Origin of the sequence: Bartonella elizabethae F9251 = ATCC 49927 (assembly GCF_000518165.1) — a bacterium.
GTDB classification, from domain to species: Bacteria; Pseudomonadota; Alphaproteobacteria; order Rhizobiales; family Rhizobiaceae; genus Bartonella; species Bartonella elizabethae.
On record NZ_JADB01000003.1, the window covers coordinates 35,387 to 47,617 of the forward strand.

General features: G+C 38.6%; 11 protein-coding genes. 1 reads left to right on the forward strand and 10 read right to left on the reverse strand.

Going from position 1 to position 12,231, the window contains the following annotated elements; translation table 11 throughout:
• The first annotated feature begins 314 nt into the window (after positions 1-314).
• The gene (gene parC, locus T429_RS0103890; protein WP_005775138.1) at positions 315-2,564 is read left to right on the forward strand and encodes a DNA topoisomerase IV subunit A; all 2,250 of its coding nucleotides are present in this window, start codon (positions 315-317) and stop codon (positions 2,562-2,564) included.
• Positions 2,565-3,094: 530 nt separating this feature from the next.
• Here parC and T429_RS0103895 read toward each other — a convergent pair.
• The 10 genes from T429_RS0103895 to rpe form a co-directional block, all read right to left on the reverse strand.
• Complete coding sequence (locus T429_RS0103895; protein WP_005773425.1) at positions 3,095-4,351, reverse strand: multidrug effflux MFS transporter; 1,257 nt, start codon at positions 4,349-4,351, stop codon at positions 3,095-3,097.
• Between the two features lie 72 nt (positions 4,352-4,423).
• Positions 4,424-4,756 carry a Grx4 family monothiol glutaredoxin gene (gene grxD, locus T429_RS0103900; RefSeq protein ID WP_005773426.1) on the reverse strand — a complete coding sequence of 111 codons (333 nt, stop codon included), beginning with the start codon at positions 4,754-4,756 and terminating at the stop codon, positions 4,424-4,426.
• A 94-nt stretch (positions 4,757-4,850) separates the two neighbouring features.
• Positions 4,851-5,084, reverse strand: a complete 234-nt coding sequence (locus tag T429_RS0103905; RefSeq protein ID WP_005773427.1) for a BolA/IbaG family iron-sulfur metabolism protein — start codon at positions 5,082-5,084, stop codon at positions 4,851-4,853.
• 61 nt (positions 5,085-5,145) lie between these two features.
• The gene (purL, locus tag T429_RS0103910) at positions 5,146-7,356 is read right to left on the reverse strand and encodes a phosphoribosylformylglycinamidine synthase subunit PurL (protein ID WP_005773428.1); all 2,211 of its coding nucleotides are present in this window, start codon (positions 7,354-7,356) and stop codon (positions 5,146-5,148) included.
• A 288-nt stretch (positions 7,357-7,644) separates the two neighbouring features.
• Complete coding sequence (purQ, locus tag T429_RS0103915) at positions 7,645-8,316, reverse strand: phosphoribosylformylglycinamidine synthase subunit PurQ (RefSeq protein WP_005773429.1); 672 nt, start codon at positions 8,314-8,316, stop codon at positions 7,645-7,647.
• A 12-nt stretch (positions 8,317-8,328) separates the two neighbouring features.
• On the reverse strand, positions 8,329-8,568 hold the full coding sequence (purS, locus tag T429_RS0103920) for a phosphoribosylformylglycinamidine synthase subunit PurS (protein WP_005773430.1): 240 nt from the start codon (positions 8,566-8,568) through the stop codon (positions 8,329-8,331).
• Between the two features lie 65 nt (positions 8,569-8,633).
• A complete protein-coding gene (purC, locus tag T429_RS0103925) occupies positions 8,634-9,398 on the reverse strand; it encodes a phosphoribosylaminoimidazolesuccinocarboxamide synthase (RefSeq protein ID WP_005773432.1) in 765 nt (254 codons plus the stop codon).
• Positions 9,399-9,569: 171 nt separating this feature from the next.
• Positions 9,570-10,118 carry an RBBP9/YdeN family alpha/beta hydrolase gene (locus tag T429_RS0103930; RefSeq protein WP_005773433.1) on the reverse strand — a complete coding sequence of 183 codons (549 nt, stop codon included), beginning with the start codon at positions 10,116-10,118 and terminating at the stop codon, positions 9,570-9,572.
• 69 nt (positions 10,119-10,187) lie between these two features.
• Entirely contained in the window at positions 10,188-11,495 is a 1,308-nt protein-coding gene (gene purB, locus T429_RS0103935) for an adenylosuccinate lyase (RefSeq protein WP_026500874.1), read from the reverse strand.
• Complete coding sequence (rpe, locus tag T429_RS0103940) at positions 11,495-12,181, reverse strand: ribulose-phosphate 3-epimerase (RefSeq protein ID WP_005773435.1); 687 nt, start codon at positions 12,179-12,181, stop codon at positions 11,495-11,497. The genes purB and rpe overlap by 1 nt, the downstream gene beginning before the upstream one ends.
• Positions 12,182-12,231: the final 50 nt, after the last annotated feature.

Here is a 12,231-nt window from a genome sequence, read left to right on the forward strand (position 1 = left end):
TTTAAAAATGCTTGTCGCTTTCTTTAATAATGAAGATATTTTCTACTTCTTTTAGTTTGTTTTTTTACCTCTTAAAGAGGATATTGAAAGAAGTTTTCGATAATGTATTAAATATTTTCATATATTGTTTAGGACAAGAGGAAAGAGGCATATATAAATTTTTCAAATTGATATAATTTTCTGTTCATGTTCTAATTACAACGTTTATTTTTATGTCGTTGACTTTTAATAGAAAAGTTTACTCATAAGAGTTTGCATTAAATAAATCCTACATAATAATTTCTTATTATTGTGGGAGTTTTTGTTCTAATATTATGTTTGATAAAATGAATTTACCTTTTGATAAAGAACATATTGAGCCAATAGAGTTACGTTCCGCTTTACAGGAACGCTATTTGGCTTATGCACTTTCTACGATTACGCATCGTGCATTGCCTGATGTGCGTGATGGATTGAAACCTGTCCATCGTCGGATTGTTCATGCAATGCGTCTTCTTAAACTGAACCCTGGACAATCTTATGCGAAATGTGCGCGAATTGTTGGTGATGTCATGGGAAAATTTCATCCTCATGGAGATGCCTCTATTTATGATGCTTTGGTGCGTTTGGCTCAAAGTTTTTCGGTTCGTTATCCGTTGGTTGATGGACAAGGCAATTTTGGTAATATTGATGGTGATAATGCTGCGGCTATGCGTTATACTGAAGCACGCATGACTGAAGTGGCTGCGTTGTTGCTTGAGGGAATTAATGAAAATGCTATTGATTTTCGTTTGACCTATAATGAAGAAGATGAAGAGCCTGTTGTTCTTCCAGGTGCTTTCCCTAATCTTTTAGCTAATGGTTCTTCAGGTATTGCTGTTGGTATGGCAACATCTATTCCTCCCCATAATGTTGCTGAGCTCTGTGACGCAGCTCTGCATTTGATTGCACACCCTGATACGCGTGATGAGGATTTAAACCAATTTGTGCTGGGACCTGATTTCCCAACCGGTGGTATTTTGGTTGAACCTAAAAAGAGTATTGAGGAATCTTATCGTGTCGGGCGGGGTTTTTTTCGATTACGTTCACGTTGGCATCAGGAAACTGGTAGCCGTGGTTCTTATGTGATTGTTGTGACTGAAATTCCCTATCAAGTTCAAAAGTCACGCCTTATTGAAAAAACTGCGGAATTGTTGCTTGCGCGGCGCTTACCAATGCTTGAGGATATTCAGGATGAATCAGCAGAAGATATCCGCATTGTGCTTGTTCCTAAAAATCGGTCGGTTGATCCTGAACTTCTTATGGAATCTCTTTTTAAATTGACTGATTTTGAAGTAAGGTTTCCTCTTAATCTTAATGTTTTATCGTTGGGAAAAATACCGAATGTGCTCTCATTGCGAGAAAGTTTGCAACAATGGCTTGAACATCGTCAAGAAGTCCTTATTCGACGTTCTCACTATCGGCTTGATCAAATTGATGGCCGATTGGAAATTCTTCATGGTTATCTTATTGCCTATTTGAATCTCGATGAGGTTATTCAGATTATTCGTGAAGAGGATGAACCGAAAAAGGAGTTGATTAAGCGTTTTGAATTAACAGAAAATCAAGCTGAAGCTATTCTTAATATGCGCTTGCGTTCTTTACGCAAGCTTGAAGAATTTGAAATTCGTAAGGAGTTTGAAACGCTTAAAGCTGAAAAAGAAAAACTACAGAATTTGTTAGCCTCTCCTATAAAACAATGGAAAATAATTTCAGAAGAAATTAAAAAAGTTCGCAACACTTTTGGTCCTGAAACGCTCTTAGGGAAAAGGCGTACGACATTTGAAGAAGCACCAAGACATGACCTTGATGATATTCAACAAGCAATGATCGAAAAAGAACCGGTGACTGTTGTTATTTCTGAAAAAGGGTGGGTGCGTGCTTTGAAGGGGCATTTGCACGATTACAAAGCGCTTTCTTTTAAAGAAGGAGACAGTTTGAAGTTGGCATTTCCAGCATTTACGACCGACAAGATTGTGCTAATAAGTAATGGTGGAAAGTTTTTCGCACTTAGTGCAAATAGTTTGCCTGGAGGACGAGGACAGGGTGAGCCCATTCGTCTTTTAGTTGATATGGATGATGAGCATGATGTTCTTACAGCTTTTGTGCATCATGCAGAAGAAAAATTGCTCCTGGTTTCATCTCAGGGCTATGGCTTTATCGTTCCTGCTGCAGAAGTGATTGCCAATACACGAAAAGGAAAGCAGGTGATGAATGCGAAATCTCCTGATAAGGTAAAGCTTTGTGTTCCAGTCAATGGTGATCATGTTGCTGTGGTTGGTGAAAACCGCAAAATGCTTATTTTTTCTATTGAACAAATACCAGAAATGAATCGTGGTAAAGGGGTTCGTTTACAACGTTACAAAGAGGGTGGCATTGTTGATGCCAAGACTTTTAATTTATCAGAAGGTTTAAGTTGGCAAGATACTGCTGAACGAATTTTTAACCGTCAAGCTGATGATCTCATTGAATGGATGGGAACACGTGCAGGTGTCGGGCGTCTGGTTCCAAAAGGATTTCCAAAATCAGGAAAATTTACCAATTAAATAATAGAACGTTTTTATTTTAAGCCTATAAAAACGTAAAAGAAATGCTTATATATTTTTATCCCACGATAAGATATCAATTTATAAGAATAGTTTCAATATCATTCTCATGTTGAATGAGAAGCTCTGAGATCATAGGTTTTCTTATTTCAATCTTCTTCATGTTGAAACAATCAAAATGATCCACTTGTATATCACAAGTGGATTAGTATTGTAGATAGAAATTTATAAAGAAAAGAATTAAAAATTTCTTTTATGAGCTGTTTTAAGAGCCAAGAGATGTTGTAACATTGGGGGCAGAAATACAAAGGTAAAAGCTTTACACGCTTCATAAGCGTGGGGATGATAGAATGTTTTATATCATGTATAAGGACTATCGTGCAATAATTTGATGTTTTGAGAGGTATATCTTTAAAACAAATATGTGAATGTTTAACACAAAAATGTTCTATTGGGAGGTATTTTGTTTTGTGTGAAAGGCCTATCTTTCTTGTTCAAGAGAGATGTTATTAGTTTTCTCTTAAGTATGCTTATTCGTTAGGGTTATGATGATACTGCCTAAAGAGATGACCGCGTTCAGCCCATAAGACAAGAAGGATGGCAACGAGACTGAGAAAGAAAAATCCTGCTGAGTTTGGGATGGTTGTTTCATCAAATTGTTGCGCTACAAAAAAGCTCAACCCTGCACCGATAGATGTTTGGAGAAATCCGGAGACAGAAGAGGCTGTACCAGCAATTTCGCCCAGAGATTCGAGAGCAAGTGTATTAAAATTGGCCATTATACCACCGCAGGTAAACATTAATATACAATATAATGTCATATAAAAGGGGAAAGAGATAACGCCACCTGCTAAGACGGATCCAATAAACCAAATGCATGAAGTGGCACAAAAGAGCAAAAGCATCGTATGAGCAATACGCCGCATTCCAAGACGTCCAACAAGTTGAGAATTCATGAATGATGAGAAAGCCTGAAATGCAGCGCCGATGGCAAAAGCTATCGGAAACCAAAAGCCTAAGTTATAAATTCCTTCGTAGGTTTGTTGTGATGTATTAACAGCAATAAAAATACAGCCTAAAATGATGGACGTTGCAAGTGTGTAGCAAAGTGTAGTACGATTTGTCACAACAATCCATAAGTTGTGCTTAATGGAAGAAAAGGAAAGAGGGCGTTGTTCATGAAGTGTTTCAGGCAAGCGAAATAGAATCCAAATCATTAGCCCAAAACCAATCATTGCCATGAAAACAAAAATAAATTGCCAGTGCCCGAGCAGTAAAATAATCTGTCCTGTTGCGGGACCAACCATGGGGGCAACAAGAAAAACCATCATAACAATAGACATGACTTCTGCCATTTTTCGACCACTGTAGAGATCACGGACGACAGAAACTGTAAGAACGCGCATAGACGCTCCTCCAATCCCTTGCAAGACACGCAAAATAAGCAAGAGAGAGAAATCAGTTACAAAGGCACAACCAATCGCCGTAAATGAATAAAAAGCAAGCCCAATAAGCATAAGTTTGCGTCGTCCATACCGATCGCTTATTGGACCAAAAAATATTTGAGCAATACCATAGCTAATAAGATAACTCGAAATGATATAATGTTGATCATTCTCGTTGAGAACATTTAATCCTTCCAAAATATTGGGCATAGCTGGCAACATAATATCTACCGCTATAGCATTAATAGCCATGAGTGAAGCAATTAGAATAACAAATTCTTTATAGCCAATTTTTTTTCTAATCGCATCACTATGCGTTTGTTCATCAACTGAATATGACATATGGCATCCTTGAAATAAAAATTTCGTCTAAAAACAGCTCTCTTTTAAGAGTCTGAATAAAATAAAAGATACCTATGATTGATTACACGGAATATTCTTTTCTTTTAAAAGTTCCTGTAACTCATTGTTTTGAAACATTTCTTTAACAATATCACACCCTCCAATAAATTCACCTTTAACATAAAGCTGTGGAATTGTTGGCCAATTTGAGTATTCTTTAATCCCTTGACGCAATTCGTCAGAAGTCAGAATATTAATCCCTTTATAGTCCAATCCTAAATAGTTGAGGATTTGAACAACTTGTCCTGAAAAACCGCACTGTGGAGCGTCAGGCGTTCCTTTCATGAATAAAATGACGTCGTTTGTTTTAATCTCGTTGTCAATAAAATCATGAACAGTGGTCATTTTTATTCCTCGATATCTCAGATTTTTATAAGTGTGTAATGTTCGTACTATTTTTAATCGTATTGAATGAATGAATGCAAGAAGAAATTTTAGACTATTTTGGGATATTTGTTTGTAACATTAAGGCGTGAAGATCATTCCCCATATTACCTTTAAGGGCATCATAGACCATTTTATGTTGCTGAACACGGGTTTTACCACGAAAACTTTCAGAGATAACTTCTGCAGCATAATGTTCTCCATCGCCAGCAAGATCACGAATTGTTACAGTCGCATCAGGAATACCTTCACGAATAAGTGTTTCAATTGCATGGGCACTCATTGCCATCATTATTCTCCTATGTCGTTCATTTTTTGTAAGAGTTATTTTAAGAAAAAGAATAAATTTTTTATTCTTTACCCATAAATTGTGGAAACCAGTTCTCATAGGCTTGTGTGAGACTTTCTACTGAAAGTGCGAATATTCCATCTATATGAAGGGAATCTCCCTCAACTTGACCCAGCTCTATTAAAGAAATTGCGTGGGTTTGTGCATGCTCTTTAAGATTGTTGAGAGCATCAGGTTTGATGGCTAAGAGATAACGTCCTTGGTCTTCTCCAAAAAGTTCTGCATGGTGGGGAGATTTATTGCTTAATTTTACTTTGATTCCCTTCCCTGCTTTAATGACCATTTCTGCAAGTGCAATCGCTAGTCCTCCATCAGAAATGTCATGAGCGGCATGAACGAAACCGTTATGAATGACATCTCGGACAAATTGACCATGCTTTTTTTCAAGTTGCAAATCTACGGGGGGAGGGGCACCTGCATCAATATTTAAAATGTCACGTGCATAGATTGATTGTCCTAAATGAGAGCCGCAATCTCCTACTAAAATGATACTATCTCCATTTTGCATACCACTTATTGTGACCATTTTTGACCAATCATTCAGAAGTCCTACACCAGCAATTGTGGGGGTAGGAAGAATAGCTTCCCCATTTGTTTCGTTGTAAAGAGAAACATTGCCTGAAACGATAGGGAAGTCGAGCATTCTGCAAGCTTCTCCGATGCCTTTAATTGCAAAAACCAGTTGTCCCATGATTTCAGGTTTTTCAGGGTTTCCAAAATTGAGATTATCTGTCGCAGCCAGTGGTGTTGCACCTGTCGTGCTAATATTTCTCCAGCATTCTGCGACAGCTTGTTTTCCTCCCTCATAAGGGTCTGCTTCACAATAGCGCGGGGTTACATCAGAAGAAAAAGCAAGAGCTCGTCTACTCTTATTGTTGACGCGGATGACGCCCGCATCACTTCCTGGACAAATGAGGCTATTTCCTTGGATAAGCGTATCATATTGTTCATAAACCCATCGTCGTGAACTTTGATTAGCAGAATTCAATAAGGTTAAAAGCACATCACCAAGATTTTCAACTTTTTTGACGTCTTCTGCTTTCAGAAATGTTTTTTTGGCAGGCTCACTCCAAGGACGATCATAAACAGGCGCTTCATCACCAAGTTCTTTGATGGGAAGATTAACAACTTCTTCTCCCTGATGAAAGACACGAAAACGTAAATCATCGGTTGTTTTTCCAATAATGGAAAAATGGAGCCCCCACTTATGAAAAATTGCTGCTGCTTGCTTTTCTAGCTCTGGTTTAAGAACCATGAGCATACGCTCTTGACTTTCAGAAAGCATCATTTCATAGGCTGTCATGTTTTCTTCACGAACGGGAACTTTATCGAGATTAAGCTGTATTCCTAGATTTCCTTTTGCACCCATTTCAACGGCAGAAGAGGTGAGTCCTGCAGCCCCCATATCTTGAATAGCAACCACGGCTCCAAGTTCCATGAGCTCTAAACACGCTTCAAGAAGACATTTTTCTGTAAAAGGATCACCAACTTGAACAGTTGGGCGTTTTTCACTGATTGAATCATCAAATTCAGCAGAAGCCATTGTTGCTCCACCAACACCATCTCGCCCTGTTTTGGCACCAAGATAAACAACAGGGAGCCCTACGCCTTGTGCTTTAGAATAAAAAATGGCATCTGTCTTTGCAATACCGGCGACAAAAGCGTTAACGAGGATATTGCCATTATAACGCTCATCAAAATTGATTTCTCCACCAACTGTTGGAACACCAAAAGAATTGCTGTAACCACCTATTCCAGAGACAACACCAGAGACAAGATGGCGTGTTCGGGGGTGTTGAGGGGCACCAAAACGCAATGCATTCATCGCTGCAACAGGACGGGCACCCATTGTAAAAACATCACGTAAAATACCACCTACACCTGTTGCCGCCCCTTGATAAGGTTCAATATAAGAAGGATGGTTATGACTTTCCATTTTGAAAACAACACATTGCCCTTCACCAATATCAACAACACCAGCATTTTCACCAGGACCTTGAATGACACACTTTCCTTCTGTTGGAAGTGTTTTGAGCCATTTTTTAGAGGATTTATAGGAACAATGTTCGTTCCACATTGCAGAAAAAATTCCCAATTCAGTAAATGTTGGTTCTCTCCCGATTAACGTTAAGATACGTTGATATTCATCCTCTTTTAGACCGTGTTGTGCAATGAGCTCTGGTGTAATTGTGATGTTATTGCAAGGATTCATGAGTACTTATCCGTCAAATTAATCGAAATTCAGCATTTTAATTTTTTTTAATCTAGCAGTTTAGATTATGGAAAACTATGTGGTTTAATAAAAAAATATTCATCTGTAAGGTGGCAGATTTTGTTTGTTAGGTTGGGTGGATTTCAAGACCAAAAACAATCTTAAATAATTATGTATTTAATAATATCCATTGTTATTTGTATAGAATTCCCGTTTATAAATTTACAACGTGAGAAATGATATAAACTTTTGTTTTTAAAGTTATTGCGTATAGGGATTTTTGTAGCATTATCTATTAACTAATTCTAAAGTGCTTTGAAAAAGTAAACGACCGTCAATTCCTCCATGGGCAGGTTCAATAAAGTTTTCAGGATGGGGCATCATACCAAGAATATTACCAGCTTTATTAACAATACCAGCAATATCTTTTATTGAGCCGTTAGGGTTTGTATTTTCTGCGTAGCGAAAAACAATTTGTTCATTATCTTCCATCTGTTTTAATGTTTCACTGTCAGCAAAGTAATTTCCATCGTGGTGGGCAACAGGACAACGAATAATTTGTCCTTTAGAATAATATCGAGAAAATTTTGTTTTGGCGTTAACGACTTCAAGTTTGACTTCACGACAAACAAATTTTAAGGAGGCGTTACGCATTAAAGTCCCAGGGAGCAATCCAGCTTCCAACAAAATTTGAAATCCATTACAAATACCTATTATTGTAACCCCTTTTTGTGCTTTTTCACGAATAGCTTTTAAGACGGGGGTTCGTGCTCCAATAGCCCCACATCGCAAATAGTCGCCATAAGAAAAACCACCCGGAATAATAATAACATCTACATCGGGAATTGTTGTTTCTGTTTGCCAAATTTTGAGTGGCTCAACTCCTGTTATATGATGCAATGCTGCAACCATATCTCGGTCGCGATTTAATCCAGGAAGTTGAATGATGGCAGTTTTCATGAGGGGGCCCACTTAAAGAAGTTCGATAGTATAATTTTCGATGATAGTATTTGCGAGTAATTCTTCACACATCTTCTCAAGTTTTTTCTTTGCCGTTTCAGAGGGTTGATCATCAAGAACGATATCAAAAACTTTTCCTTGACGAATGGAGTGAATACCTTCGAAAGCTAAACTTTTTAAAGCACCGACAATTGCTTCTCCTTGTGGATCAAGGACGCTTTCTCTTAAAGTAACTATAATGCGTGCTTTCATTTTTTGCTTCCTGTTTTTAAAAGAACCTCTTCTTTGAAGAGAGATGTATTGATAGAAGGGGATAATTATTTTACCAAGACAGGACCACTTGGCCGAGTTGGTTCATTTTCATTCATAATACCAAGGCGTTTGGCAACCTCTTGATAGGCATTAATAAGCCCCCCCATATCACGACGAAAACGATCTTTATCCATTTTTTCTCGTGTTTGCATATCCCATAGTCTTGCAGAATCAGGTGAAATTTCATCAGCAAGAACAATGCGCATTGTTTCATCTTCCCATAGGCGACCAAACTCCATTTTAAAATCAATTAACTGGATATTGACACCGGCAAAAAGCCCAGAAAGAAAATCATTAATACGAATTGAAAGTTGCATGATATCTTCTAGCTCTTGTGGGACAGCCCACCCAAAGGCAGTGATATGTTCTTCTGTTACCATCGGATCATCGAGAGAATCATTTTTATAGTAGAACTCAATGATAGATTGCGGGAGTGGGGTTCCTTCTTCTAGTCCTAAACGTTTTGCAAGAGAGCCAGCCGCGACATTGCGAACAACAACTTCCAATGGAATAATTTCCACTGCTTTAATAAGCTGTTCGCGCATATTTATGCGTTTGATGAAATGTGTTGGGATACCCAAACGCCCAAGATGGCTAAAGATATGTTCCGAAATTCGGTTGTTTAAAACCCCTTTCCCGTCAATAATTTCATGTTTTTTTGCATTAAAGGCTGTGGCATCATCTTTAAAAAATTGAATATACGTTCCTGGTTCAGGACCTTCATATAAAATTTTAGCCTTGCCTTCATAAATACGGTGGCGACGATTCATTATAATTCTCTATTTATCTTGAGAGGTTTTTAATAACATTAGTCAATGATACTATCCTAATTGATCGAAATTCTCAATGATATTGCTATGATACTTTTATAATTTTTGTCATGATACATCTGCCTAAAGGAAAAAATACAGAGATAATGAGAAAAAGGCCCTCTCTTTGGATCAAATTTTTGCAAGAAAATGAGAGAGAACCATAAGTCCTTCAGGCCAAGGTCCGTGTCCAGATTCTGCGTTAATATGGCCGGAATACCCAGCATCAACAAGGAGTGAACCCCAGTCATGAGCGATTTTTTCTGCGACTGAAAATTGACAAAATTCATCGTTGCGGCTAGCTATGACAACAGAAGGAAAAGGCAACTTTTGACGATGATAGGGGCCAAATGTCATTAAATGTTTGGGACGTATTTTCTCATTAGCGACATCGGGAGGCGCAACAAAGAAAGCGCCACAAATTTTTTCTGCATTTTGTATCGTTGCATGAAGTGCGGTAGGAACGCCTAATGAATGAGCAATAATCATAACAGGCCTTTGAGCTTGTGCGATGGCGGTTTTAACTTCATTAACCCACTCATCACAAACAGGCTTTGACCAATGGGCTTGTTCTATGCGGCGGGCTGTCGACAGTTTCTTCTCCCAACGTGTTTGCCAATGATCAGGGCCAGATCCTTTGTAGCCTGGAACAATAAGAATATCGAGTTGATTTGCTTTCATGAATTAGTTTTCTTTGTTACAAGAGTTTTTTGATCATAGAGGGAATAGATTTAGGCTTTCTATGTTGTTCTATTGTTGTTCAAAAACACGTTTAAAAATCGTATTGATATGTTTGGTGTGATAAGAAAGATCAAATTTTTCTCGAAGCTCTGATTCACTTAAAGCTTTGCTAACATCTTTGTCGTTGAGCAGTTCTTCTAAAAAATCTTTTCCTTGTTCCCAAACCTTCATCGCATTTCGTTGTACAATCCGATACGCATCTTCGCGACTGATTCCTGCTTGTGTGAGTGCTAAAAGTACCCGTTGTGAGTGAACAAGACCTCGGAATTTATTGAGATTTTTTTGCATATTTTCTGGATAGACAATGAGATTTTCAATGACAGATGTGAGGCGAGAAAGAGCAAAATCAAGTGTAATCGTTGCATCAGGGCCAATATAACGCTCGACAGATGAGTGAGAAATATCTCGTTCATGCCAAAGGGCTACATTTTCCATGGCAGGGAGTGCAAAAGCACGGACCATACGGGCTAATCCCGTTAAATTTTCTGTTAAAACTGGATTACGTTTATGAGGCATTGCCGAGGAGCCTTTTTGCCCTGGTGAGAAATGTTCTTCTGCTTCGAGAACTTCCGTTCGTTGTAAATGGCGTATTTCTATCGCGAGCCTTTCAATAGAGGACGCAATAACACCAAGTGTTGCAAAAAACATCGCATGACGATCCCGTGGTATAACTTGGGTGGAAACGGGTTCAGCACGCATCCTCAAGGCTTTTGCGACGTGTTCTTCAACGCGTGGATCGATATTGGCAAAAGTTCCTACAGCGCCTGAAATTGCGCAAGTAGAAATTTCTTCGCGTGCTGCTAGAAGACGTTTGCGACAACGGGAAAACTCAGCGTATGCGAGAGCGAATTTGACTCCAAATGTCGTTGGTTCAGCATGAATGCCATGACTCCGCCCAATAGTGATTGTTTCTTTATGTTCAAAAGCACGTTTTTTTAAGGCTTCAAGGAGTTGGTCTATATCCTTGAGCAAAATATCACTCGCACGCATCAATTGAATGCTCAGCGTTGTATCAAGAACATCAGATGATGTCATACCTTGGTGGATAAAACGTGCTTCTGGTCCAATGAATTCAGCGAGGTGGGTTAGAAAAGCAATAACATCATGTTTGGTAACGGCTTCAATTTCATCAATACGATTGACATCAAATTTAGCAGCTGCCCCTTTTTCCCAAATGACTTTGGCGGCTTCTTTCGGAATAACTCCCAGTTGAGCAAGAGCATCACAGGCATGGGCTTCAATTTCAAACCAAATACGATATTTTGTTTCGGGAGACCAAATTGCTACCATTTCAGGGCGGGAATAACGTGCGATCATCATTTTTTTCCTTGTTGTGAGAGGAGAGCTGCTTGGCGCAATGCACTTATGCGTGTTTTGTAAAGCTCTTTGTTTCCGTTTTTATAAATTGCAGAGCCTGCGACAAATACATTTGCACCAGCTTTTGCAGTTATTCCAATTGTATCAACGGTGATACCACCATCAACTTCAAGATCAATAGGGCGATTTGCAATCATGCTTTTAACGCGCTTAATTTTATCTTTTATTTCTGGAATAAAATTTTGTCCACCAAAACCGGGATTGACGGTCATGATGAGGATGAGATCTAATTGATCAAGCAAATATTCAAGGACATGTTCAGGGGTGCTTGGATTGAGTGCAATTCCTGCTTTTTTACCCATTGCTTTGATTGTCTGGAGTGAACGATGTAGATGGGGACTTGCTTCAGCATGAATGGTTATAATATCTGCACCTGCTTTTGCAAAAGCTTCTAAATAAGGATCAACAGGTTTGATCATCAGGTGGACATCAAATATTGCTTTGGTGAATGGGCGCAGAGCCTTGACGATTTCAGGGCCAAAGGTGATGTTGGGAACAAAGTGCCCATCCATAATGTCAAGATGGAGCCAATCTGCACCAGCATCAACAACATCTAATATTTCTTGCCCAAGTTTAGAAAAATCAGATGCCAAGAGCGAAGGTGAAATGAGATGAAAATGGGGCATAAAAATCTCCTTGATTGGCTATTTTTATCATGTCGCTCTGTATACACAAA

What these genes read in the sequence shown, in the direction of transcription:
- parC (WP_005775138.1), top strand. Translation starts at nt 315, where the DNA reads ATGTTTGATAAAATGAATTTACCTTTTGATAAAGAACATATTGAGCCA.
- T429_RS0103895 (WP_005773425.1), bottom strand. Translation starts at nt 4,351, where the DNA reads ATGTCATATTCAGTTGATGAACAAACGCATAGTGATGCGATTAGAAAA.
- grxD (WP_005773426.1), bottom strand. Translation starts at nt 4,756, where the DNA reads ATGACCACTGTTCATGATTTTATTGACAACGAGATTAAAACAAACGAC.
- T429_RS0103905 (WP_005773427.1), bottom strand. Translation starts at nt 5,084, where the DNA reads ATGGCAATGAGTGCCCATGCAATTGAAACACTTATTCGTGAAGGTATT.
- purL (WP_005773428.1), bottom strand. Translation starts at nt 7,356, where the DNA reads ATGAATCCTTGCAATAACATCACAATTACACCAGAGCTCATTGCACAA.
- purQ (WP_005773429.1), bottom strand. Translation starts at nt 8,316, where the DNA reads ATGAAAACTGCCATCATTCAACTTCCTGGATTAAATCGCGACCGAGAT.
- purS (WP_005773430.1), bottom strand. Translation starts at nt 8,568, where the DNA reads ATGAAAGCACGCATTATAGTTACTTTAAGAGAAAGCGTCCTTGATCCA.
- purC (WP_005773432.1), bottom strand. Translation starts at nt 9,398, where the DNA reads ATGAATCGTCGCCACCGTATTTATGAAGGCAAGGCTAAAATTTTATAT.
- T429_RS0103930 (WP_005773433.1), bottom strand. Translation starts at nt 10,118, where the DNA reads ATGAAAGCAAATCAACTCGATATTCTTATTGTTCCAGGCTACAAAGGA.
- purB (WP_026500874.1), bottom strand. Translation starts at nt 11,495, where the DNA reads ATGATCGCACGTTATTCCCGCCCTGAAATGGTAGCAATTTGGTCTCCC.
- rpe (WP_005773435.1), bottom strand. Translation starts at nt 12,181, where the DNA reads ATGCCCCATTTTCATCTCATTTCACCTTCGCTCTTGGCATCTGATTTT.